Source organism: Gilliamella sp. ESL0250, from assembly GCF_013345045.1.
GTDB lineage: Bacteria > Pseudomonadota > Gammaproteobacteria > Enterobacterales > Orbaceae > Gilliamella > Gilliamella apicola_H.
The window spans coordinates 1-25,608 of record NZ_JAAEDV010000004.1 but is presented as its reverse complement, the minus strand read 5'-3'; the positions used below and the strand labels follow the sequence as shown (position 1 = coordinate 25,608).

The window sequence follows — 25,608 nt, the reverse complement described above, 5'->3', positions numbered from 1 at the left end:
GCACATTCTCTTTTAAATTCACTACTTAGTTGTCTTGTCACGGGATAATCTTCTTAGTTGATGCTTTTTCATACCGCTAAGAATATCTGCAAGAAAAGTATACAGTTACACTGTGTAAGTGGTTTAGAAAATTAGTTTAAACAGAAAAAATACCTTATTCAAGTTGAAACCTGCGTCAGCGGTTGAGACTCTTTATAGTTCATTCAATTGTTCAATACTGAATAAGTGGCTTAGCAGTATCGTTGAATAAGCGAAAAAAACGGAACTCACATGTTCCGTTTTTTTGTATGCTAAATCCTTGTATTCACTCGGCCAAAGAAAATATAGACAATAACCGCTAGAAAACCAAAAGCCAGAGACACAAAAAACATTGCCTGATAAGCGCAGTTTATTGAAATTATTTGATGTTGAGTGAGGTTGATTAATATTCCTGATAGTACGCCTCCAAATGCACCACCAATTTGCTGTGTAACACGCGTGATAGCGCTCGTGTCCTTAATTTGATTTTTATCACAGAACTCAAATGGAGAAGAGAGAACAGCAATCGTGGCGACGCCTAATCCGGAACCTCGAACAGTAAAACCGATAATTTCAAAGGCATTGCCACCTACTTGAATTATTAATATACTTATTGCTGATATTATTAATCCTACACCAATAATTAGAAATGAATTTATCTCACTTAGAGATTTATAAATAAATTTTCTAGCCAACCAGGCACCTACACCTTGTAGAGCTAGCAACATACCAATATATGTAATAGATATATTATCATTTATTGCTTGTATTAAAGGAAAAAAAATCATGAAACCAAAAAAGATAAGTGACGTCAGAAATCCCATAATTATTGCGAACGAATATTGAATACAACTAAATGAACTTAAATCGATCAGTTTACTGTCTGACTTGTTATTAATAATAAGCGAAACCAGCATCAAACTAATACCTAAAACTAGCATAATAATATTAAAAATATCAAAAAAATGCCCAGAAGTGATATTTTTAATAGAGATGAAAAATATTATTAAAGCAATTAAAAATGTCATTAATACATAAATATTCATATTGTATTTAGACGTTTTATTATCAGGCATTGTCGTTCTACCAAATAAAAAAGCCATAAGTACTAAAGGTATGTTGATAAAAAAAGCTATTCTCCAATTTAACTGTTCTGATATGATTGCTCCAAAAATTGGCCCTAGTGCAGGGGCAAAGACTGACGGAATAGCAATCAATGCCATAACCGGCTTTAGTCTTTCCTTACCAAAATAAGTTGCTATTGTAGATTGAGTAATAGGAATTAAAATTCCTGCACCAAAACCTTGTAGACATCTATACAAGATTAAAGAAACCAGATTATACGAAAATCCAACTAATATAGAACCAACAAGAAAGACAAAAATTGAGCATACCCATGCTTTCTTGAGTCCAAAATTTTCATGTACATAAGGTGATAGTAATATGCCAGCTGCGCAAGCAAGCATATATATGGTAACAGCCCATTGCATATAAGCATAAGAGGTATTAATGTCATTCGAAATTGAGGGTAAAATAACATTAACAATACTGCTATCTAATAATGGCAATATACTAGATAGTGTCATAGCAAACACTAACTTTCTTTCTGAGGTTGTCAGGTCAATCGATTGCTTCATATTAAACTCTTTCCAGATTATATTGAGTTGCGCCTTGTGTATATATTCCACCGAACGTTGGTGGTGTAATTTCTTTATAATTTTTAAGTATTAAAACTAATTTTTGAAGGGCGATATTTAATTGCATATTTGCAAATTGAGCACCAATACAAGCATGAATTTCCACTCCATATGAAAGATGTCCCTTAAATTCTCTTCGTGGATTGAATGTGTTTGGATGTTCAAAATATTTTTCATCTCTATTTGCTGATGGTATTAAGGAAAATATTAAATCTCTTTTTTTTAAGTTAACACCTTCAACACAACTATCATCCTCGACTTGGCGTGGAATTAAATGAACAGGTGGTGTAATTCGTAAGCTTTCCTGCAAGATACTATTAGTGCTGCAATCATTGGAGATAACTAGATCAATATAAGATTCAAATTTGTTCTTAGTTATAATTTCTGTTAACAATGAATCATATAGATTTGTCAGTTTGGGGTGATAATAATCTTTCAACACACGACCGGTAAGCTGATGTAAGAGCATGATCTTTTTTATTTTATGTCCATTACCTTCCATCTGAGCCAGAACTTTTCCCCTCATTACTGGCTCAGCTCTTTTAGATAAAGGTTTTGTTGAAAATAATACTGAATTTTCAAGTATGCTAAGAACAGCATCATAACTAATAGCTAAATGCGCATTTAAAGTTTTGTCATAAATAACGTTCTCCGTTTTATCCAATAAATCAATATATTTGTATGGATCTTGTCCATATTCATCAGACAACACTCCTGGAAAATGATTGTTCATAGTCAACATATTACCTCCATATTACTTAATAATTAAATTGAATGATCTTTAACAATAATTTTTGTATCTGAACTAGGGCTGATACTTAACTTTCCAGCATAAACATAATCAGCTATTGGCCATGAACAGTAATAAGATATATGCAGACTAGTTAGTGAAGATGACAATAAAGAAGGGGAAATAATAAAAGGAATTTCTCTTATTATATATTCTGTAGCAATAATAATATCCTGTTCTTTTATTTCAGATGTTTTACTAATGGCGTTTTTTTTATTCAAAATAGCTTTATATGACTGAGTTATACATAATGAGTGAAAATTCTCATTATTTTTAAAATCTTCTTTTATTATCTCTACATTTTTTTTATACAATTCGTCAGTATAAAAATCAGAAAATTTTAATATTCTTTTTGCAAAAAAATCATGACCAGACATTGATAAATAATTATTAATAGCCCTTTCAATTCGATAAAATTCTTTTCGTGATTTTTTACGTGCTTTTACCTCATTATCTCCAGTCCCTATTAAAAGATACTTAGCCTCTTCATGTGGATGTAAAACATCTACATGATCATAATTATCAAACCCCCACTCCAACATATTTTTAATGTAATTTTCATTAAATTTGGAATTAAAAGGGCTTATGCCAAATAAAACATGTTTTCCTTTCATTTTATACCTCTTTCTAGACAGCTAGCTACTAAAAATATATATAACATTAATTATTTCAATCAATTATATTAAATAATATTTTTTTTAAATCATTCATGATTTATTGCTAATTTATTTTTAATATATATAGTTATATTTATTTTATTTGAATTAAGTTGGGCTAATTTAGGATAGTTAGTAAAACAAAAAATTACTAACTAATTCCAGCCACAAAATATTACTTATAGGCCATATAAATGAATATTTCACTCATTTCTCCAGAGGTCGCTTCTTCTGATAACGAACCTATGATTATATCGGCATCACTCAAATCCCCATCAGTGAAAGTAACAGAACTTCATCATCACTCGAGAGGACAACTAGCTGGTACATTACAAGGTTTAATTTCAATTGAAGTGGAAAGTAGTCAATGGGTAATACCCGCAACTCATGGTATATGGATACCTCCAGATACACAGCATTCTCTTCTCGGATCACATGGGCCATTCCACGGATGGAGTATCTATATACAAAAAAGCGAATGTAATAATCTGCCGAATAAACCCTGCATGCTAGAATTATCTAGTCTATTGCGTGAAGCAATTACCCGAACCATGACATGGAATAATTCAGAATTGCAACCCGAGCATAAGCGATTGATGGCAGTGATTGTCGACGAGATTAGTATAATCCCTCAAGTTGAGATAGCACTCCCAATGCCAAAAGATATTCGTTTGTTAAAAATTGCTTTAGCTTTGTCTAATAATCCTAGTGATGATAGAAACATTAATGAATGGAGCGTTTGGGCTGGGATTTCTCGACGCTCATTAACTCGTCGATTTACAAATGAAACTGGATTTAATTTCACAGAATGGCGACAGAAACTACGTATGTTAAAAGCTTTAGAGTTGCTTGTTGCGGACAGACCTATCACAGAAATTTCTTTAAATTTAGGTTATGATAATATTAGTGGTTTTATTGCTATTTTCCGTCGAAATTTCGGGGTAACTCCAGGTAACTATCAAAAAGCGATGAGAAATAACCACCCATGGAGAAACTTTAATGACACTATCATTTAAAATGATAATTATATTAATGATAAATTAGGGCGTGTTGATCTTTCGTGATTATTTTTTAGACGGCATGATGTGAGTTATAATAATTCTGCAAAAAACAACCCTAACTCGATTCATCATGCCAAGAACAATGCTAACAGATAAACGGTGGGAAAAGCTACTACAAATAATGAGAAATACTGGCCGAGTTTATAATAAATCCGAGCATCGGATGACGTTTGAAGGGCTCCTTTTCCGAATGAGAACCGGTATTCCTTGGCGAGATTTGCCAGAAGGGTTTGGTGAATGGAGCACCGTCTATAGACGATTTAATTTGTGGTCTAAAAAAGGAATATTAGTTGATATTTTCAAACATTTATCACAACTAGCGGATTTTGAATGGGTGTTCCTAGATGGCTCGATTATCAGGGCTCATCAACATAGTACAGGCGCTGCAACAGAGCATTCCGAGCAAATAGGTCAGAGCTGTGGTGGTCATTCAACTAAAATTCATCTTGCGGTTGATAGTGGTGGTTTGCCTATTTGTTTTGAGCTTTCTGAAGGACAACGACATGATATCACTTATGCAGAAAACCTAGTTGAAAAGCTCGATGAAGTGAATACAGTGATAGCCGATAAAGGTTATGACAGCGAGCCTTTTTCGGTGCTTTGTTCGTCAAAAAGGCGGACGAACGGTGATTGCTAAACGTAATTATGGTAAGGATATAGATAAAAGCAGTATGGATAGGTGCCTTTATCGCTATCGTCATTTAGTCGAGAATGCCTTTGCTAGAATCAAGAAATATCGTTCAATATCAACTAGATAAGATAAGTTAGAAAGGAATTATGCCAGTATGGTATCACTGGCATTTATGTTAATGTGGCTGCCAATGTATTGTTGAGAAATTTATGTACAGTAAAGATCAACAGCCCCTAATATTTTTTTGATATAGATAATTTTTTGTGTCATAAAAACTAGCTAATTCACTCATCTAATGTTGCTTCGCCTACTCCAAAATGTTTAGCTAACTCGCCAATAAAAAGGTAGGCATTGGTTAAGGCACAATTTACCAATTGTTGTTTTAAACTGTCCTTTAAATTTTTTAACTATAATATGTTTCCCTCTATGATTTTTTGTGATATTTGTTCATTTTGAGGAAGAAAACCAATCTTTTATAAATAATTAACCAACGACCTATTATTTTGTGAGAATTTGTGGTAAAAAGTGGGGGTTAGTGGTAAAAATAGATTATTTAATTAACTTGATGATTTATATTAAATAAAAATTAACAAGAAATTTATAAATAATGGTACTTTCATGTTTAGTGGTGCAATTTCGGTCAATTTAGATAATAAAGGACGGTTAGCAATTCCTACTCGTTACCGTGAATCTTTGTCTGAAGGTATGGTTTGCACAATTGGTTTATACCATTCTTGTTTGACGCTTTATTCTCTGTCTGAATGGAAATGTATCGAACAACAGCTTGCAACATTATCAACGATTGTAGAAGCTGAACGTAGAATTAAGCGATTGTTATTGGGTTATGCAACTGAGTGTTTGATGGACAACTCAGGTCGAATTTTATTGCCACCTACGTTACGTACTTATGCAAAATTAGAAAAAAATACAATGTTTGTTGGTCAATCTAATAAATTTGAAATTTGGGATGAGGCGATTTGGTATCAACAAATTAACGATGATATTGCTGCATTACCAACCGATATTGAAAACTTATCAGATAATTTGAAAAGTTTAACTATTTAATAAGAGTAAAAAATTGATGGATTATCAACATACAACGGTTTTATTAAACGAAGCTGTAAACGCATTAAATATAAAAAAGGATGGCATTTATGTTGATGGTACTTTTGGGCGAGGCGGTCATTCTCGTTTAATACTTGAACAACTTGGTACACAAGGTCGGTTGATTGCTATTGATCGTGATGAGCGTGCTGAGCAAGTTGCTTTACAGATAACAGATCCTCGATTTACTTTTATTCGTGGTGAGTTTTCAAATATGTACCAATATATTGATAAACTTGAACTAATGGGTAAGATTGATGGCATCTTGTTAGACTTTGGTGTTTCATCGCCACAGCTTGATGACCCCGAAAGGGGATTTTCTTTTATGCGTGATGGACCACTTGATATGCGTATGAATAACCATAAAGGTTTAACAGCAAGTGAATGGTTACTCAGCAGTGATGAAGACGATATCGCGTGGGTGTTAAAGACATTTGGTGAAGAGAAGTTTGCCAAGCGTATTGCTCGAGCGATCGTGGAGCAGAATAAAGTTTTGCCGATCACCCGTACTTTGGAGTTGGCTAATTTAATTGAAAAAGCAACACCAAGAAAAGATAAAAATAAGCATCCAGCTACACGTAGTTTTCAGGCTATTCGTATTTATATTAATAGCGAATTGGAAGAAGTTGAGCAAGTATTAAACAGTAGTTTATCTATTCTTGCCAACCATGGAAGGCTTGCTGTTATTAGCTTTCATTCTCTAGAAGATAGAATTGTAAAGCAATTTATTAATAAACAGAGTAAAGGTCCGGATTTACCCGCTCGATTACCACTAACAGAACAACAAATAAAACAATATGGTGGTGCTAAATTAAGATCTCTTGGCAAAATTAAGCCAAATACTATTGAAATTAATAATAACCCGCGTTCTCGAAGCGCACTATTAAGGGTAGCAGAAAGGAAAGATGAATAGCAACCAATACAATGAGACTTTTCCAGATAAAATCGACATTGATAAAGATATTCAAAGAAGACCAAGTAGGAGTTTATTTGGTTTAATTATTGGTGATTTGTTTGGCCATCAAAAAATTTCATTGATGTTACTTGTAATGATTATTATTTCTGCTGGTGCTGTATTAATAACAACGCAACAGGTTCGTAAACAGCTATTTGAACGCGAGCAACTTTTATTGGAACAAGATGTATTAGAAAGCGAATGGCGAAATTTAGTTATTGAGGAAAATGTCCTTGCAGATCCCAAGAGAGTAGAAGAAAGAGCGAAGAATCAATTAGGTATGTCTTATGTGACGCCGCAAAATGAAACAGTTATTGTGATAAAGAGTAAATAATGAAATCCGTCACTAAAAATAAAAAAAACACAGCAAAAAAGACGACGAAAACAAATAAAACCAATAAGTTGAATAGTAAAAAGCAATATTTTACTCCTAATCGTTTTTATATTGTATACGGTTTTATTATTTTTGCGATTATTTGCCTTATTGTCCGAATGACATTGTTGCAAATTATTGAACCCGATAAACTTATTGCAGAAGGTAATAAACGTTCGCTTCGTCACCAAGAAATGGATGCGCCAAGAGCAATGATCACCGATCGTAACGGTCGTGCATTAGCAGTAAGTGTGCCAATGTTTGATGTTTGGGCAGATCCTAAAATTGTTGTAAAAAAGGGAGGCGTTAAAGCAGATGATATCAGGTGGCAAGGGTTAGCTAAAACGTTAAATATCCCAATGTCGACATTAGCGCAAAAATTGGGTAATCCATCAATGCGATTTGTTTATTTGTCTAAGCAAGTAACGCCAACAATATCTGACTATTTAAAAAAACTAAAACTACCGGGAATATCATTTGCGAAAACATCTAAACGTTATTACCCAGCGGCAGAAAATATAGCTCAATTAATTGGTTTAACAGATATTGATGAAAATGGTACCGAAAAAGGTTCTGAGGGTATCGAAAAAAGCTTTAATAAATGGTTAATTGGTGAATCTGGGCAGAGAGTAGTGCGACGTGACCGAGTAGGTCGTGTCATTGAAGAATTAGAGCGTACAGAAAGCGAAACAGCATCAGACTTAACACTAAGTATCGATGAACGTTTACAATCATTGGTGTATAGCGAACTTAGTCAAGCAGTTGAATTTAATAAAGCAGACAGTGGAACAGCGGTATTGATTGATGTACATACCGGTGAGATTTTAGCAATGGCAACTAGTCCATCTTATAATCCTAATAATCGTTCATCAATTGATTATAATTTATTGAGAAATAGAGCTGTCACTGATGCATTTGAGCCTGGTTCTACGGTTAAACCTTTAGTGGTAATGGCAGCTTTAGAAAAGAAAATAGCTAATTTAAATACTATTATTGACACTAGACCATTTTATGTTAATCGCTATGAAATTAAGGACGTGTCATATCAAAAAGCACTCAATTTGGCTGGTATCTTGGAAAAATCAAGTAATGTTGGAGTAAGTAAATTAGCTTTACAAATGCAGCAGGGCGATCTTGTAGAGTTCTATAGCCGCTTTGGACTTGGTCAACCAACGGGGTTAGGTTTAGGTGGTGAGGTTAGTGGCTCAATTGCAGCTGATAGAACCAGAAAATGGGCTGATATTGAACGAGCGACATTTGCATTTGGGTATGGGTTAAGTGTTACACCGTTACAACTAGCAAGAGCTTATGCGACCATCGGTAGTTATGGAATTTATCGACCGGTATCAATTTTAAAAGTCACAGAACCGGTAAAAGGTCAACGTGTAGTTGCTGAAAAAGAGGCTAAAACAGTAGTTCAATTAATGGAAGCGGTGGCTGTTACTGGTGGAGGAACCAAAGCATCGGTTCCTGGTTACAGTGTTGGTGTTAAAACAGGAACAGCAAAAAAATTATCGGGTGGGCGATATGTTAATCAATATTTAGCGTATACCGCAGGTATTGCGCCTGCAACAGAGCCAAAATATTCCCTTGTCGTTGTGATTGATAATCCAAAAGCAGGTCAATATTATGGCGGGTCGGTTTCTGCTCCTGTTTTTAGCCGAATTATGGGCGGCGTGCTTAGAACGATGAATGTAAAACCAGATCGCCAAGTTGATGGCCAAATGATTATTTATTAATAGGTGGAAATGATGGCTACAAGCTCATTTAAAACATTATTTGAATTATTAGGTGGAAGTTGTAATCTAAAATTAAACGATTTCCCACTTAATCATTTGCGTATTGATAGTCGTAAAGTGAAAAAAAATGATGTTTTTGTTGCAATCAAGGGGCATACCGTTGATGGGCGAACATTTATTCCTCAAGCCATTTCAGCAGGTGCAGCTGTTATCTTGATTGAAACAAAAAGAAAATCGAATGATCTAAAAATTGACTATCTAAAAAAAGATAATAAACCGGTCATCCCACAAATCAGTGTTTTTCAACTTTCGCAACGTTTATCATTAATCGCCAATGAGTTTTATCATTCACCATCGAAAAAATTGTCGGTTATTGGTGTAACTGGGACTAATGGAAAAACAACAGTTACCCAACTCATTGCGCAATGTACAACATTACTTAATGACAAAACAGCTATTTTAGGCACTATTGGTAACGGAATTTATAATCAAATTGAGCCATCAGCTAATACGACAGCTTCGGCAATAGATGTGCAAACATTATTAGCTGATTTTGTAAAAAAACAGGTCAAAGTTGTGGCCATGGAGATTTCTTCTCATGGTCTTGCAATGGATCGCGTTAAAGGGCTAAATTGCGTAGCTACCGTATTTACCAATTTAAGTCGTGATCATCTTGATTACCATAAAACCATGAGTAAATATGCTAAAGCAAAATGGTCATTATTTACTTCTGATGAAAAAGAAAAAAAAGTTTTAACTGCTGGTAAATCGATTATTAATTATGATGACAAATATGGTAAACGTTGGATTGAAAAACTTTCTCAAGTGACAGCAGTATCATGTCAACCTAAGTCATTGCGCCGATTAAAAGCATTAAATATACCTTATGTTGGGGTTTCTATGATTGATTATCATGATAAAGGTGCCCAAATTCATATGGAGTCAAGTTGGGGAAATGCCATTATTCATAGTCGATTATTAGGTGAATTTAATGTTTCAAATCTATTATTAGCTATAGCCACGCTTTTAACATTGGACTTTCCATTTTTTGCGGTAATTAATATGGCTTCTTTTTTGAAACCTATTTGTGGACGAATGGAAGTATTGCATATTAAAAATAGTCCAACGGTCATTGTCGATTATGCGCATACTCCTGATGCATTACAAAAAGCATTACAAGCAAGTCGAATTCATTGTAAAGGAACTTTATGGGTGATTTTTGGTTGTGGTGGTGATAGGGATAGCGGTAAAAGACCTTTAATGGCTGCAATAGCAGAACAGTTTGCCGATAAAATTGTTTTGACTAATGACAATCCACGTACTGAAGATGAAATGAAAATTATTGAGGATATTCAGCAAGGTTTACATCATACCGACAACCTATACATAATTACCGATAGGGTGCAAGCCATTACACAAACGTTAAAACAAGCTAAACCTAATGATGTAATTTTAATTGCAGGTAAAGGGCATGAGGATTATCAAATAGTGGGTAAAACTAAATATCACTATTCAGATCAAGAAACAGTTAAAAAGCTTTTAGGAGTAGAGAATCAACCATGATTCCATTAGAAATTGAGCAAATAAAAAAAATAGTGAATGGTAAATCTTATCATATTCCAGATGAAAGTGTTGTGATTGATTCTATTTGTACTGATTCACGAAAAATCGTTAAACAATCGTTGTTTATTGCACTTGTTGGTGATAATTTTGATGGGCATGCTTTTGCTGAGCTTTCTATCAAATACGGTGCTATAGCTGTGATTGTCGATCATAAAATTGATAAAGCAATACCGCAGATTGTTGTCAAAGATACTCGCTTAGCTTTAGGGGAAATTGCGAATTTTGTCCGCCAAAAAAGTACAGCCAAGATTGTGGCACTGACAGGCTCATCAGGTAAAACATCAGTTAAAGAAATGACAGCAGCCATTTTGCAAAATTGCGGTCAGACTCTTTATACTCAAGGTAATTTCAATAATGACATCGGTGTGCCATTAACACTTCTGCGCTTAACCAAGCAAGACCAATTTGCAGTAATAGAACTAGGTGCTAATCATATTGGTGAAATTGCCTATACTACTAATCTTGTTCAACCGCAAAGTACTTTAATTAATAATATTGCTGAAGCACACATCGAAGGGTTTGGTTCGCTTGAAGGTGTGGCAAAAGCTAAAGGTGAAATCTTTCAAGGATTACCTAATGATGGTATTGCTATTATTAATTTAGATAGTTGCTCAGATAAATGGTTTGCTCAGCTAACAAATAAAACAGTTTGGACATTTTCGTTGGCCAACTCATCAGCCAATTTTTATGCGAGTAATATTCAATATGCTCAACAAACGACATTTACATTACATACCCCAAAAGGTGAATGCGCAATTGTATTACCGCTAGTTGGACAACATAATGTTGCAAATGCTATTGCGGCATCAGCTTTAGCGATCTCTGTTGGTGCAACCTTTAGTCAGATTCAGCAAGGTTTAGCTACTTTAAAACCAGTAAAAGGTCGGTTATTTCCAATAAAATTAAATCAAACCCAATTAATTTGGGATGATACTTATAATGCTAATGTTGGTTCAATGTCGGCGGCAGTGAAAACCTTGGCAAAACAAGCAGGATATCGAGTATTGGTTGTTGGTGATATGGGAGAATTAGGGGTTGAAGCTGAAAAATATCATCGACAAATTGGTGAGTTTGCTCATGATGAAAAACTTGACTGTGTTGTGAGTGTCGGTAAATTAAGTCAATTTATTAGTCAGTATAGTGGTGTGGGTCACCATTTTAACAATAAACCAGATGCTGTGAATTTTCTGTTAACGTTATTACGTCAATATCCAACTTTAACTATGCTAGTTAAAGGTTCACGTAGTGCCAAAATGGAAGAAATCATCGAAAAAATTCAAATTGAACAATAGTGAGTTAGGATTAAAATTATGTTGGTGTGGATATCAGAATATTTAGTGAAACATTTTACCTTTTTTAATGTTATCTCTTATTTAACAGTAAGAGCCATTTTAGGATTATTAACTTCTTTAGCGATTTCTTTATTTTTTGGTCAGAAAGTGATTGATGGGTTACAAAAATTGCAAATTGGGCAAGTTATTCGTCATGATGGACCCGAATCACATTTAAGTAAAAAAGGTACGCCGACTATGGGGGGCGTGCTTATTTTAGCATCGATTATCTTATCGGTATTTTTATGGGCAGATCTTCGTAATCCTTATGTTTGGGTTACCTTATTTGTTTTAATTGGTTATGGCATTATTGGATTTGCCGATGATTATTTAAAAGTGATTCGTAAAAATAGTGCCGGTCTTATTGCAAGATGGAAGTATTTTTGGCAGTCGGTTATTGCATTAATTGTTGCTTTTGGTCTGTATGTTTATGGGAAAGATAGCGCAGTAACAGTACTCGTTTTACCCTTTTTTAAAGATGTTATGCCACAATTGGGGTTATTCTTTATTCTGCTTACTTACGTTGTGATTGTTGGTGCTGGTAATGCTGTGAATTTAACCGATGGACTTGATGGACTTGCCATTATGCCAACTGTCTTTGTTGCAGCTGGTTTTGCTCTCGTATCTTGGGCAACAGGTAATGTTAATTTTGCTGCCTATTTACATATTCCTTATATTAAATTTAGTGGTGAATTGATGATTGTCTGCACCGCAATTATTGGTGCGGGACTTGGCTTTTTATGGTTTAACACATATCCAGCTATGGTTTTTATGGGCGATGTTGGGTCGTTAGCTTTGGGCGGTGTGTTTGGTATTATTGCAGTCTTATTAAGACAAGAATTTTTATTACTGATAATGGGCGGAATATTTGTTATTGAAACACTATCAGTAATTTTACAAGTGGGTTCATATAAATTACGCGGTAAACGGATATTTAAAATGGCGCCGATTCATCATCATTATGAATTAAAAGGTTGGCCTGAGCCTCGCGTTATTGTTCGGTTTTGGATTATATCATTAATGTTGGTATTGATTGGTTTATTAACCTTGAAGTTGCGTTAATTAAGAATAAATCGGGATGGAATCATGGTTAGCTATCAGGGCAAAAATGTTGTTATTATTGGGTTAGGCATCACAGGGCTTTCTTGTGTTGAGTATTTTCTTGCTCAAAATGTTATACCTAAAGTTATTGATACGCGTTCATCTCCATCAGGGATTGAGCAATTAGACGAACGTGTTGCTTACCATTTAGGTGAATTAAATATTGATTGGTTGCTTGACGCTGACTTAATCATTGCCAGCCCTGGTATTGCTTTATCTACGCCCGAACTGCAACAAGCAGCTAAAAAAGGGGTTGAAATTATTGGTGATATTGAGCTATTTTGCCGTGAAGTAAATGCACAATCCAATAAACAAATTGTCGCTATCACAGGTGCTAATGGTAAAACAACGGTAACAACCCTTGTTGGTGATATCATTAAATCATCGGGTATTAAAGTCGGTGTTGGCGGGAATATAGGCGAACCTGCACTATCCCTTTTAAAGCAGGATTACGATATCTATGTGCTCGAATTATCAAGCTTTCAACTAGAAACAACTTACAGTTTACAAGCGACAGTTGCAACAATTTTAAATATCTCAGAAGATCATATGGATCGCTATCCGCTTGGTTTAATGCAATATACCGAGGCTAAACAACGCATTTATCATAATGCAAAATATTGTGTCACTAACTATGATGATAAATTTACATCACCAATATCTAAGCAACATGCTTGTGTCTCATTTGGATTAAAAATGGGTGATTACCATTTAGATAGTCAATGTGAACATTTAATTGCTCAAAATAGTCCTGTTTTATCGACCAAAGTGATGAAGCTAGTTGGTTGTCATAATTATCTTAATGCCTTAGCTGCTTTGGCTATAGCAGATAAATTAAATATTGCTCGAGAGTCAAGTTTAGCAACAATCGCTTCATTTCAAGGTTTGCCGCATCGTTTTGAATTAGTTTTTGAGCAAAATGGTGTGAAATGGATTAATGATTCTAAAGCGACTAATGTGGGGAGCACGGAAGCGGCCTTGAAAAGCGTTGTTTGTCAGGGCAAATTATATTTATTATTAGGAGGAGATGGAAAATCAGCGGATTTTTCGCCTTTAATTCCTTATTTACTGAATAATAATCTTGAAGTTTTCTGTTTTGGTCGTGATCGTAATTTGTTAGCTAAATTAGCACCAGCTGTCACAACAATGACTGAAACAATGGCGGATGCCATACAAATTATTGCACAAAAAGTAGTAGCAAATGATGTGGTTTTACTTTCTCCAGCTTGTGCAAGTCTCGATCAATTTAAAAATTATATTGATCGAGGAAACCAATTTGCCAAACTTGCCAAAGAATATGTTCATAGGAGTAAACAATGACATTTTTTTGGATAAAAAAACAAGTTAATCCAAATATACCATTTGATAATTCATTACTTTGGACTGTGTTTGGTTTAATGATATTTGGCCTGATAATGGTCACATCAGCATCGATGTCATTTAGCGAAAGTAATCCTTTCTTTTATACACAACGAGAGCTTATTCAGTTAGGACTATCACTATTTTTAATGTTTATTACGTTGTATATTCCGATGCAACGTTGGCAGCAGTTTGGTTCAGTGTTACTAATTATTGCTATTATTATGTTGATCGTTGTGCTAGGCATTGGATCTTCAATTAATGGCGCATCTCGTTGGATACCCTTAGGTGTATTCAATTTTCAACCAGCAGAGCTTTCAAAATTAGCACTCTTTTTATTTTTAGCGGGTTACTTATCTCGTAAATCCGAAGAAGTGCAAAGTGGTTTTTGGGGATTTTTTAAACCAATGGTTGTCATGGCAGTACTTTCAATTTTATTACTTAAGCAACCTGATTTGGGTACAGTTATTGTTTTGTTTATGGTGACTATTGGTATCTTATTTATTGCTGGTGCTCAATTGTGGCAATTTATTGCTATTTTGCTAACAGGGGTCGGTGCGGTGATTTGCTTGATCTTATATGAAGCCTATCGATTAACTCGGCTATTGACCTTCCTTGATCCTTGGCAAGATGCAACAGGTTCTGGTTATCAATTAGTTGCATCTTTAATGGCAATCGGTAGTGGAGGAATTACCGGTCAAGGTATGGGAAATTCTATCTTGAAATTGGGATATTTACCTGAATGCCATACTGATTTTATTTTTTCAATTATTTCTGAAGAGTATGGGTATATAGGTGTGGTTGCTTTATTGTCATTACTTTTCTTTTTAACATTTAAGGCGCTTGCAATTGGTTATCGGGCTTTGAATGAAGGTTCATTGTTTTCAGGTTATTTGGCCTGTGAAATTGGTATATGGTTTGGTTTTCAAACGTTTGTTAACGTTGGTGTTACATCAGGTATGTTACCGACTAAAGGATTAACCCTACCATTTATTAGTTATGGTGGTTCAAGTCTTATCGTGATGAGTATTGCGGTTGCCATATTACTCAGAATAGATTTTGAATTTAGACAACAACAAGCGCAAGCAAGAATAAGGTTATTAAAGTAATGAAAAAATTATTAGTTATGGCAGGGGGAACAGGAGGGCATGTTTTTCCGGGTATTGCTGTTGCGCATTATTTAATGAAGCAAGGTTGGCAAGTAAGATGGTTAGGCACCGCCGATCGAATGGAAGCACATCTTGTCCCCGAAAATGGTATTGATATTGATTTTATCGAAATATCAGGGTTACGAGGCAAAGGTATGATGGCACTATTAAAAGCGCCTTATAAAATTCTAAAAGCAGTTTTACAAGCTCGAAAGATTTTAAAAACCTATCGTCCTGATGTTGTTTTAGGTATGGGAGGATATGTTTCTGGTCCTGGAGGGATCGCCGCCAAAATCCTTGGCATACCAGTTGTATTACATGAGCAAAACGGCATTGCAGGATTAACTAATAAGTGGCTAGCTAAAATTGCCACTAAAGTTTTGCAAGCATTTCCTACCGCTTTTCCTAAGGCTGAAGTAGTTGGTAATCCTGTGCGTAATGATCTTTTAACTGTTGCACAACCTGAAGAACGATTCAAAGATCGTCATGGACCAATTAGAGTATTAGTCATGGGAGGAAGCCAAGGTGCTAAAGTTCTTAATGACATTGTGCCTCAAGTGATAACAAAGTTGTCGGATAAATATGTGGTATGGCATCAAACGGGTAAAGGAATGTTAAATTCAGTAATGCAATCTTATCAAGATTGTGATATGACAAATAATAAAGTGACTGAATTTATATCTGATGTTGCCGGTGCATACAGTTGGGCAGATATTGTAATTTGTCGCAGTGGGGCTTTAACTGTTAGTGAAATTCAAATTGTCGGTATTGGTGCTATTTTTATTCCGTTTATGCATAAAGATCGTCAGCAATTTTGGAATGCAAAATCATTAGCTGATATAGGGGCGGCTGATATTATAGAGCAACCAGATTTTAATGTTGAATCGTTATCAAATTTATTATTAAATTTACATCGCGACAAATTACTTGAAATGGCAATTAAAGCTAAAAGTCTCTCAATTGTAAATTCCACTGAAAAAGTGGCACAAACCCTTGAGTCAGTGATAAAATGATTAGTTTATGATATAAGTTTATGTAATAATTTTGCCAAAAAGTTTCAGGTTAGGTGCATGTTTGGGTCAATGATTTGTTTGGACTAAGAAAAATAATTGCGATACAAATATTCAATGATGATATGACGCGATACACTGCACAACAAAAGAATAATTAGGAGTTCGATAGTGAATACAAGGGAATTAGCGGAGTTAAGGGCAATTATTCCTGAAATGAAACGAGTCAAACATATTCACTTTGTGGGTATTGGCGGCGCGGGTATGGGGGGAATTGCTGAAGTTCTAGCTAATGAAGGATACGAAATTAGCGGTTCAGATATTGCTGAAAATGCGGTGACCCAACATCTAGAAACGTTAGGTGCAAAAATTGTCATTGGTCACGCTGCTGAAAATGTGATTGATTCTAGTGTTGTTGTTATATCTTCGGCTATTTCACAAGATAATATTGAAGTGGTTGCTGCTCGTCAAGCGCGTATACCAGTCATTCAACGAGCTGAAATGCTCGCTGAATTAATGCGTTTTCGCTATGGAATCGCTATTGCTGGCACACATGGTAAAACCACAACAACCGCGATGGTAACTGCAATTTATGCTGAAGCAAAACTGGATCCAACTTTTGTTAATGGGGGATTAGTAAAAGCGGCAGGAACTCATGCTCAATTAGGTAGCAGTCGTTATTTTATTGCCGAAGCCGATGAAAGTGATGCATCGTTTCTTCATTTGCAACCAATGGTGTCAATTGTAACCAATGTTGAACCTGATCATATGGATACTTATCAAGGCAGCGTTGAAAACCTTAAACAAACATTTATTTCATTTTTACATAATCTACCTTTTTATGGTTTAGCTGTTATGTGTTATGACGATCCGATTAACCGTGAGCTGTTACCTATTGTAGGACGTAAAATTATTACTTATGGATTTAATGAAAAAGCGGACGTTGTTATCAAAAATTACCGTCAAGAGCGAGGTGTAAGTTATTACACTGTTTGTCGTCCAAATCATAAAGATCTACATATAGAATTAAACGCACCGGGTAAACATAATGCTTTGAACTCGGCAGCGGCAATTATTGCTGCAACCGAAGATGGTATTGATGATGAATCAATTATAAATGCATTAGCTAAATTTGCAGGTACTAGTCGACGTTTTGATTTGTTAGGTGTTTTTCCTCATGCTGATGGTGGAGATATTATGATGGTTGATGATTATGGTCATCATCCAAGTGAAGTTAATGCAACAATTCAAGCTGCTAGAAATGGTTGGCCTGATCGTCGCTTAGTTATGTTATTTCAACCACATCGATATACACGAACTCGTGATTTATTTGATGACTTTGCCCAAGTACTTTCTCAAGTTGATGCGCTTGTGATGTTAGATGTTTATTCAGCGGGTGAACCGCCTATTGCTGGGGCTGATAGCCGATCTTTATGCCGTTCAATTCGTAATCGAGGTAAAGTTGATCCTATTTATGTTTCAGATTTAGATATCTTACCTGAAATTATGAAAGAGATATTACAAGGTGGAGATTTATTATTAACACAAGGTGCTGGTAGTGTTGGTCGTATTGCTCGTCAACTAGCCAAAACTCAATTATTTTCAAAAGAGGTTTTATAAAAATGGTTGATAAAGTTGCTGTATTGTATGGTGGTACCTCTGCTGAGCGAGATGTGTCTCTTAAGTCAGGTAAAGCTGTACATGCAGGATTATTGGCAAATGGTATTGATGCCCATCTTATTGACACGAAAAATTACGCTATCACACAATTAAAAGAAGATGGATTTACAAAAGTATTTAATATTTTACACGGACGTGGTGGAGAAGATGGTATCATTCAAGCAATATTGACTTATCAAGATATCCCTTATACCGGTAGCGATGTTCTTTCATCCGCGCTGACTATGGATAAGTTAAAGACTAAGTTAGTTTGGAAAGCGCTTGGCCTACCTGTTGCTGACTATGTTATGGTTAATAAATCGCAGATGGTTGATATTGATGCTATTGTAAAACAACTTGGATTACCGTTATTTGTAAAACCAATTCATGAAGGCTCTAGTGTAGGTATGGCTCGGGTTAATGAAGCCTCTGAATTGAAAAGTGCGATTGACATGGCGTTTCAATATGATGATGCGGTTATGATTGAATCATTTTTAGCTGGTCCAGAATTTACAGTGGCAATTGTCGGTGAAGAAGTTTTACCTGCAATTGGCATTAAACCCACTACCAAATTTTATGATTATGATGCAAAGTATCTATCGGACTCAACACAATATTTTTGTCCAAGTGGATTACCAGATGACAAAGAACAACAGATTCGCAAATTAGCATTAGATGCTTATAAAGCGGTTGGATGCAGAGGCTGGGGACGGGTCGATGTTATGTTCGATGCGGATCAAAATCCGTACTTGCTTGAAGTGAATACAGCACCTGGTATGACTGATCATAGCTTAGTGCCAATGGCAGCCAAACAACATGGTTGGTCATTTAATGAACTTGTAGCCAGAATCTTAAATTTGGCAACGCTATAATTGGCCTTATTTTATGAAACAAGTTCGGCAAGCAGCGCATAGACGAGATGATAAAAATAAAAGGCGGCTGCTTATTTTTCGTAATACAGAACAATTGATAGGCTTTTTGTTCTTTATTATGATTATTTTCATTAGTATTTGGGTAGTTCAAAGCTTTAAAAATTGGATGGATGATCCCGAACAAATGGTATTGTCGCAATTAACGTTAAGTGGAGAACATACCTATACAACCGAGGATGATCTTCGGAAAGCCATTCTAGGATTAGGGTTACCTAATACCTATATTGGACAAGATGTTAATGATATACAGCAAGAAGTGATGCGATTTCCATGGGTTAAACAAACCAGTATACGTAAGCAGTGGCCAGACAGGTTAATTGTCTATGTGGAAGAATATAAACCCGTGCTTTATTGGAATGACCTATTTTTACTGGATAAAAATGGCAATGTTTTTAGCGTGCCACTTGATCGTATTGCCACATTACAATTGCCAAGGCTATACGGTCCTGAGGGCAAAGCAAAACCAGCATTAGAAATTTATTATAAGTTAGAGAATCTTTCTAAAAAATTAGCTAATAATCAGTTGGCATTACATATTAAAGCGGCTATAACTGATGAGCGTAATGCATGGCAATTGATGGTAGAACAGTGCATATCTGGTACTTGCTTTGAAAATCAGGAAATGAAGTTGCTGTTAGGTAGTGAAAACATTGAACAGCGATATCAACAATTTATTAAATTATTTCCAGAAATTCAATCAAGAGTGCCAGAAAATGAAAGAATAACGGTAGCTGATTTACGTTACGAAAATGGTATTTCAGTGCAAAAAGAAAAAATGGTGCAGTAAGGAATAAATTAAGGCTGAAGTATGAAAGCAACAGAAAAAAAATTGGTTGTTGGACTAGAAGTTGGTACATCCAAAGTACTTGCTCTTGTTGGTGAAGTTCTTCCTGATGGTATTGTTAATATTATTGGCGTAGGGCATTGCCCATCAAAAGGGGTTGATAAAGGCGGTGTAAACGATCTTGAGTCTGTCGTTAAATCAATCCAACGAGCGGTTGATCAAGCAGAATTAATGGCTGATTGCCAAATATCTTCAGTATATCTAAGCCTTTCAGGTAAACATATTCGTTGCCAAAATGAAATAGGGATGGTGCCAATATCGGATGAAGAAGTAACGGCTGAAGATGTAGAAAATGTTATCCATACAGCAAAATCAGTTAGAATTTTAGATGAGCACCGTATTTTGCATGTCATTGCACAAGAATATTCTATTGATTTACAAGAAGGCATTAAAAACCCCATTGGCTTATCAGGGGTAAGAATGAAAGCCAAAGTTCATTTAGTCACCTGTCATAATGATATGGCTAGAAATATTGTTAAAGCCGTTGAACGTTGTGGATTGAATGTAGATCAACTTATTTTTTCTGGATTGGCTTCTAGCTATGCAGTTTTAACGGATGACGAAAAAGAACTAGGCGTTTGCGTAATTGATATAGGCGGTGGCACAATGGATGTGACTGTCTATACTGGTGGTGCTTTACGCCATTCAGTTGTCATTCCTTATGCGGGTAATGTTGTGACGAGTGATATTGCCTATGCATTTGGTGCACCACCAATGGATGCTGAAAATATTAAGATTCGTTATGGGTGCGCTGTCGGTTCGCTAATTGGTAAAGATGAAGTTATTGATGTACCAAGTGTAGGTGGTAGACCTTCTCGCTCACTACAACGACAAACTCTAGCTGATGTAATTGAACCACGTTATTCAGAACTTCTCTCGTTGGTACAAAAAGAGTTACTTACATTGCAAGAAGAACTTAAAAAACAAAATATCAAATACCAATTAGCGGCAGGTATTGTATTAACTGGTGGTGCTGCACAAATAAAAGGAATGGTCGAGTGTGCTGAAAAAGTTTTTCAAAATCAAGTTCGTATTGGGCAGCCATTGAATATATCTGGATTAACAGACTATGTACAAAAACCTTATTGTTCAACAACGATAGGGCTATTACATTATGGAAAACAAAGTTTATTAAATGATGATGCAAAAGATAGTAATAAATCATCATTAAAAGGGATAGCTAAACGATTGACCGGTTGGTTTAAAAAAGAGTTTTAGCTAATATATTTCAAGAACTTCGTGGACATTGTAGATGATTATCTGTACAATGTGCCTAGATCGTAAATTTGGAGATAAGTTATGTTTGAGCCTATGGTTGCAGATGATGAACCAGCAGCAGTCATTAAAGTTATTGGTGTCGGTGGTGGCGGAGGTAATGCTGTCGAGCATATGATTGCTGAGCATATTGAAGGTGTTGAGTTTTTTGCGGCAAATACCGATGCACAGGCATTAAAAAGAATTAAGGTAGGTCAAACTATCCAGATCGGTACTAATGTTACTAAAGGACTTGGTGCAGGTGCTAATCCAGAAGTGGGTAGGAATTCTGCTGAAGAAGATCGTGAGGTCATCCGTAGTGCCATCGAAGGTGCTGATATGGTTTTTATAGCAGCTGGAATGGGTGGAGGCACTGGAACAGGTGCTGCCCCAGTCGTTGCAGAAATAGCAAAAGAATTAGGTATTCTAACGGTTGCTGTTGTTACTAAGCCTTTTGGTTTTGAAGGTAAAAAACGAATGGCTTTTGCAGAGCAAGGTATCTCTGAATTAGCAAAACATGTTGATTCACTGATTACTATTCCGAATGATAAGTTGTTAAAAGTGTTAGGTCGTGGCGTTAAATTACTGGATGCTTTTGCTGCCGCTAATGGTGTTTTAAAAGGTGCTGTGCAAGGTATTGCTGAGCTTATTACTAAACCTGGTCATATCAATGTCGACTTCGCTGACGTAAGAACGGTGATGTCTGAAATGGGCTATGCGATGATGGGGTCTGGTCGAGCTAGCGGAGATAATCGTGCGGAAGAAGCTGCCGAAATGGCGATTTCGAGTCCATTGCTTGAAGATATCGATTTATCGGGCGCTCGAGGTGTGTTAGTCAATGTCACTGCAGGGCTAGATCTTGGTTTAGAAGAGTTTGAAACAGTAGGTAGTACAGTTAGAGCATTTGCTTCTGACAATGCCACCGTTGTTGTTGGTACGACTTTTGATCCTGATATGTCTGATGAAATTCGAGTAACAGTGGTTGCAACTGGTATTGGTATGGATAAACGTCCAGAAGTTAAAATGCCTAAGCCTGTGCCACGCAATGATTTATTTGGTCAAAGTAATACTCTAGGTCAACAAGAAGATAAATTAGCGAAAGTTGTTAATGAACCAACAGCTTCTCCTCTTGATAATCGTGAGATTTTAGATATTCCTGCTTTTATCCGTAAGCAAGCGAATTAAAATGAACTTATTTGATTTTTTATTGTCGAAATCGATAAGAACACATAACAAAGTAGGTGCAAAGTGAAACAAAGAACATTAAAAAAGACTATTCAAGCAACTGGTGTTGGTTTACATACCGGTAAGAAAGTTACTTTGACATTACGTCCTGCGCCTGAAAATACAGGTATCATTTATCGTCGTACTGATTTAAATCCATATGTGGATTTTCCGGTAGATGCAAAATCTGTGCGTGATACCATGCTTTGTACTTGTTTAATAAACGAAGACAATGTTCGTATTTCTACTGTTGAGCATATCAATTCTGCTTTAGCAGGGCTTGGTATTGACAATATTATTATTGAAGTTAATGCTCCTGAAATACCAATCATGGACGGTAGTGCAAGCCCATTTGTTTATTTATTACTTGATGCGGGTATTGCAGAACAAAATGCACTCAAAAAGTTTTTGCGTATAAAAGAAACAGTTCGAGTTGAGAATGGAGATAAATGGGCTGAAGTAAGGCCTTACAGTGGTTTTAGATTAGATTTCACTATTGATTTCCATCATCCGGCTATTGATAGTAGTTCGCAACGTTATCAATTAGATTTTTCGTCTGAATCGTTTATTCGCCAGATCAGTCGCGCAAGAACTTTTGGTTTTATGCGTGATATCGAAGCGTTACAGTCTAAAGGCCTATGCCTAGGTGGTAGCTTAGATTGTGCAATCGTGGTTGATGATTACAAAGTGCTTAATGAAGACGGTTTACGTTTTGAAGATGAGTTTGTACGTCACAAAATGCTCGATACTATCGGCGATTTATATATGAGCGGTCATAATATGATTGGTGAAGTAGTTTGTTATAAATCTGGTCATGCATTGAATAATCAATTATTGCAAGCATTGTTAGCGAAACAAGATGCATGGGAATATGTGACATTTACAGAAGAGCAAACAGTGCCACTTGCATTGGGTACTCAACAGCTGATTCTAGCGTAAAATCATAAGTAATATTGTTAGATATTATAAACGCTCCTATTTTTGATGGGAGCGTTTTTATTTTATATTAAAGAGATAATTAAATGAATAATAGCCATTTTTTTGCTCATTTGTCACGATTGAAACTAATTAATCGTTGGCCTTTAATGCGTAATGTAAGAACCGAAAATGTATCAGAGCATAGCTTACAAGTTGCTTTTGTCGCACATGCTTTAGCAATAATTAAAAACAAAAAATTTAACGGTCATGTGAATCCTGAGCGAATCGCATTATTAGCCATGTATCATGATGTTTCAGAAGTCATAACCGGTGATTTACCAACACCTACAAAGTATTATAATCCGCAAATCACGGTTGAATATAAAAAGATTGAAAAAATAGCACAACAAAAACTTATTAATATGCTCCCTAAAGAGTTACAAGATGATTTTAGAACATTAATCGATGATGATTTTTATGATGAAGCAGAAAAAAGCATCGTAAAACAAGCGGATACATTATGTGCTTATCTTAAAACGATTGAAGAACTCAGCGCGGGTAATAATGAATTTAAATTGGCTGAACAACGTTTAAAAAAGACTTTATCTGAACGCAGTAGCCCTGAAATGAATTACTTTTTAGATGTTTTTATTCCAAGTTTTAGCTTGTCATTAGATGAAATAACTATGTAACAATGATTTATCTAGTTAATTGTTGCCTATTTTGTCTTTATCATATTTTATATCATGAATTTTAAATGTCTTGGTGTTTCCCTATATTTTAGATATGATTGCTTGGTGTCGACATGCAGTATTTGGCCTAGACTGGTTTTGTTATACCATTTAGCTTGCCGTCTTAATTTATCTTCAGAGAATTTTCAATTTAGGCATTTAAATTTAAATAGCGCAAAATCTCAGGTATCAATAACAATATTTAGACAGAGAAACCAGCTTATTTTACAATCTTTCCAGATATTATGATGCTTTAGCCAGCTGAACTGGGTGGGGTGACCCTGTATCCGTATGTGACTAATGGGATGGCTTGGAGCGATCCGACTGCGGCAGTTTTGTCGATACAGTTAAACATGCAATTACAACAACAGGCAAAAAATTCCAAAGCACAGAAATATTCAAATTTACAAGTAAAACAAAAATTAATAGAGTTCCTTTCAGGAATATCGATTATTTATATCTACACAATCTTCACAAAGATCGTTATAAGACATTTTCATCTTGAAATAAATCTAAAGGCGTATTAATTCAGATGGTACATTTAATGAAAAGAAATCTGTGTTAACAAAAAGAGAGACTGGGTTATTGAAATGAACTTACACATAAAAAATGACTTAAAAAATAAAATTTTGCAAAATAGCGATGATTTAATAAAAGATACTTTTTGCTATTCATTATTTGAAGAAGGTTTTTTTCATGCCAATCTAATTGAGATTATAATAAAAAATGTAGAAGAATATCTATCTCTAGTTAAAAATGATATTGATATAAAAAAACTTTTAATTTGGATTTGTCAATGTGTCGATCAATGTTTTATTTCTCATCATGATAAAGATGATTATTACACTATAAAAAATTATTCCTTTGAAATTGAAAGTAAATGGATTAATGGCTGGAAACCAAGAATACAATTATTAGTTGAAAAGTTATAAAATAAAAAATGAAATATTATCGAGTTACCTCTTAATTTTGCCATTCACATTGCTACTACCGTACCGACTTGAACGGCTATTCGGGAGAGCTTACTAATGCAAACGGCGAAATACTCTGGGAATGAAACTATCAGGTTTGAGGTAAGCGTATTTAGGAAATTGAACACGAATCAATAGAGTAAAACTTTAGATATCAGGGACAATATTTAGACAGGAAAACTTTTATTAATTATGAATAAGAGCAAATACAATAATCCTTACCATCCATTTCCCTACGAAATGAGAGGGCAATTCTTTGAAAGATTCGAAGAAAATAAAACTCGTTTTATTGAGATTTATTCTATTGAATATAAGAAACCAGAGGAAGAAGATGAAGAATGGGAATTTTCCTTTGTAAATACCCCAAACCTAGTACACAACTCACGTAGAAAATCATGCTGCTTGTTTTAGTGTTTTATACTCAATCGGTGTCATGTTATTTAACGCCTCATGCGGTCTTTCGGTATTATAAATCGTTA

The 25,608-nt window shown here is 35.2% G+C and carries 23 protein-coding genes and 1 pseudogene; 20 read left to right on the top strand and 4 right to left on the bottom strand.

Going from position 1 to position 25,608, the window contains the following annotated elements:
* Window positions 1-290: 290 nt before the first annotated feature.
* Genes GYY69_RS04540 through GYY69_RS04530 form a run of 3 tightly spaced genes read right to left on the bottom strand, consistent with a single transcriptional unit; the run spans window position 291 to window position 3,119 of the window.
* The gene (locus GYY69_RS04540; protein WP_174796614.1) at window positions 291-1,655 is read right to left on the bottom strand and encodes an MFS transporter; all 1,365 of its coding nucleotides are present in this window, start codon (window positions 1,653-1,655) and stop codon (window positions 291-293) included.
* A 1-nt stretch (window position 1,656) separates the two neighbouring features.
* Complete coding sequence (locus tag GYY69_RS04535; RefSeq protein ID WP_174796613.1) at window positions 1,657-2,457, bottom strand: cytochrome P450; 801 nt, start codon at window positions 2,455-2,457, stop codon at window positions 1,657-1,659.
* A 23-nt stretch (window positions 2,458-2,480) separates the two neighbouring features.
* Window positions 2,481-3,119 carry a tRNA-dependent cyclodipeptide synthase gene (locus GYY69_RS04530; protein ID WP_174796612.1) on the bottom strand — a complete coding sequence of 213 codons (639 nt, stop codon included), beginning with the start codon at window positions 3,117-3,119 and terminating at the stop codon, window positions 2,481-2,483.
* 236 nt (window positions 3,120-3,355) lie between these two features.
* Between GYY69_RS04530 and GYY69_RS04525 the strand changes: the two genes are divergently transcribed.
* The 20 genes and pseudogenes from GYY69_RS04525 to GYY69_RS04430 all read left to right on the top strand — a co-directional run bounded on the left by GYY69_RS04525 (window position 3,356) and on the right by GYY69_RS04430 (window position 25,090).
* Window positions 3,356-4,177: an AraC family transcriptional regulator gene (locus GYY69_RS04525; protein ID WP_174796611.1), complete on the top strand. Its 822-nt coding sequence runs from the start codon at window positions 3,356-3,358 to the stop codon at window positions 4,175-4,177.
* Window positions 4,178-4,292: 115 nt separating this feature from the next.
* Window positions 4,293-5,055 (top strand): annotated as a pseudogene (locus GYY69_RS04520) (IS5 family transposase).
* 416 nt (window positions 5,056-5,471) lie between these two features.
* On the top strand, window positions 5,472-5,918 hold the full coding sequence (gene mraZ, locus GYY69_RS04515) for a division/cell wall cluster transcriptional repressor MraZ (protein WP_174796610.1): 447 nt from the start codon (window positions 5,472-5,474) through the stop codon (window positions 5,916-5,918).
* Window positions 5,919-5,934: 16 nt separating this feature from the next.
* The gene (rsmH, locus tag GYY69_RS04510) at window positions 5,935-6,870 is read left to right on the top strand and encodes a 16S rRNA (cytosine(1402)-N(4))-methyltransferase RsmH (RefSeq protein ID WP_174796609.1); all 936 of its coding nucleotides are present in this window, start codon (window positions 5,935-5,937) and stop codon (window positions 6,868-6,870) included.
* Window positions 6,863-7,246 carry a cell division protein FtsL gene (ftsL, locus tag GYY69_RS04505; protein ID WP_174796608.1) on the top strand — a complete coding sequence of 128 codons (384 nt, stop codon included), beginning with the start codon at window positions 6,863-6,865 and terminating at the stop codon, window positions 7,244-7,246. Before rsmH ends, ftsL begins: the two co-directional genes overlap by 8 nt.
* Window positions 7,246-9,024 carry a peptidoglycan glycosyltransferase FtsI gene (ftsI, locus tag GYY69_RS04500; protein WP_174796607.1) on the top strand — a complete coding sequence of 593 codons (1,779 nt, stop codon included), beginning with the start codon at window positions 7,246-7,248 and terminating at the stop codon, window positions 9,022-9,024. The genes ftsL and ftsI overlap by 1 nt, the downstream gene beginning before the upstream one ends.
* Window positions 9,025-9,036: 12 nt before the next feature.
* Entirely contained in the window at window positions 9,037-10,587 is a 1,551-nt protein-coding gene (murE, locus tag GYY69_RS04495; protein ID WP_174796606.1) for a UDP-N-acetylmuramoyl-L-alanyl-D-glutamate--2,6-diaminopimelate ligase, read from the top strand.
* Window positions 10,584-11,939, top strand: a complete 1,356-nt coding sequence (murF, locus tag GYY69_RS04490) for a UDP-N-acetylmuramoyl-tripeptide--D-alanyl-D-alanine ligase (RefSeq protein WP_174796605.1) — start codon at window positions 10,584-10,586, stop codon at window positions 11,937-11,939. The genes murE and murF overlap by 4 nt, the downstream gene beginning before the upstream one ends.
* Window positions 11,940-11,957: 18 nt before the next feature.
* Window positions 11,958-13,040 carry a phospho-N-acetylmuramoyl-pentapeptide-transferase gene (gene mraY / locus GYY69_RS04485; protein WP_174796604.1) on the top strand — a complete coding sequence of 361 codons (1,083 nt, stop codon included), beginning with the start codon at window positions 11,958-11,960 and terminating at the stop codon, window positions 13,038-13,040.
* A gap of 24 nt (window positions 13,041-13,064) precedes the next feature.
* On the top strand, window positions 13,065-14,399 hold the full coding sequence (gene murD, locus GYY69_RS04480) for a UDP-N-acetylmuramoyl-L-alanine--D-glutamate ligase (protein ID WP_174796603.1): 1,335 nt from the start codon (window positions 13,065-13,067) through the stop codon (window positions 14,397-14,399).
* Window positions 14,396-15,547, top strand: a complete 1,152-nt coding sequence (ftsW, locus tag GYY69_RS04475; protein ID WP_081303128.1) for a cell division protein FtsW — start codon at window positions 14,396-14,398, stop codon at window positions 15,545-15,547. The genes murD and ftsW overlap by 4 nt, the downstream gene beginning before the upstream one ends.
* Window positions 15,547-16,599, top strand: a complete 1,053-nt coding sequence (gene murG / locus GYY69_RS04470) for an undecaprenyldiphospho-muramoylpentapeptide beta-N-acetylglucosaminyltransferase (RefSeq protein WP_174796602.1) — start codon at window positions 15,547-15,549, stop codon at window positions 16,597-16,599. Before ftsW ends, murG begins: the two co-directional genes overlap by 1 nt.
* A gap of 168 nt (window positions 16,600-16,767) precedes the next feature.
* Window positions 16,768-18,216 carry a UDP-N-acetylmuramate--L-alanine ligase gene (gene murC / locus GYY69_RS04465; protein WP_174796601.1) on the top strand — a complete coding sequence of 483 codons (1,449 nt, stop codon included), beginning with the start codon at window positions 16,768-16,770 and terminating at the stop codon, window positions 18,214-18,216.
* A gap of 2 nt (window positions 18,217-18,218) precedes the next feature.
* On the top strand, window positions 18,219-19,127 hold the full coding sequence (locus tag GYY69_RS04460; protein ID WP_174796600.1) for a D-alanine--D-alanine ligase: 909 nt from the start codon (window positions 18,219-18,221) through the stop codon (window positions 19,125-19,127).
* A 13-nt stretch (window positions 19,128-19,140) separates the two neighbouring features.
* A complete protein-coding gene (locus GYY69_RS04455; RefSeq protein ID WP_174796599.1) occupies window positions 19,141-19,974 on the top strand; it encodes an FtsQ-type POTRA domain-containing protein in 834 nt (277 codons plus the stop codon).
* A gap of 21 nt (window positions 19,975-19,995) precedes the next feature.
* Window positions 19,996-21,249, top strand: a complete 1,254-nt coding sequence (gene ftsA, locus GYY69_RS04450) for a cell division protein FtsA (RefSeq protein ID WP_174796598.1) — start codon at window positions 19,996-19,998, stop codon at window positions 21,247-21,249.
* An 81-nt stretch (window positions 21,250-21,330) separates the two neighbouring features.
* Window positions 21,331-22,470, top strand: coding sequence for a cell division protein FtsZ (gene ftsZ / locus GYY69_RS04445; RefSeq protein WP_174796597.1), 1,140 nt, complete (start codon window positions 21,331-21,333; stop codon window positions 22,468-22,470).
* A 63-nt stretch (window positions 22,471-22,533) separates the two neighbouring features.
* Window positions 22,534-23,448 (top strand): UDP-3-O-acyl-N-acetylglucosamine deacetylase, encoded by a 915-nt coding sequence (lpxC, locus tag GYY69_RS04440; RefSeq protein ID WP_160431561.1) that lies wholly within the window; start codon window positions 22,534-22,536, stop codon window positions 23,446-23,448.
* A gap of 83 nt (window positions 23,449-23,531) precedes the next feature.
* Window positions 23,532-24,119, top strand: a complete 588-nt coding sequence (gene yfbR, locus GYY69_RS04435; protein ID WP_174796596.1) for a 5'-deoxynucleotidase — start codon at window positions 23,532-23,534, stop codon at window positions 24,117-24,119.
* 629 nt (window positions 24,120-24,748) lie between these two features.
* Window positions 24,749-25,090, top strand: a complete 342-nt coding sequence (locus GYY69_RS04430; protein ID WP_194240599.1) for a hypothetical protein — start codon at window positions 24,749-24,751, stop codon at window positions 25,088-25,090.
* Between the two features lie 432 nt (window positions 25,091-25,522).
* Here GYY69_RS04430 and GYY69_RS13040 read toward each other — a convergent pair whose 3' ends face one another.
* Window positions 25,523-25,603: an integrase core domain-containing protein gene (locus GYY69_RS13040; protein WP_141670356.1), complete on the bottom strand. Its 81-nt coding sequence runs from the start codon at window positions 25,601-25,603 to the stop codon at window positions 25,523-25,525.
* Between the last annotated feature and the right edge of the window lie 5 nt (window positions 25,604-25,608).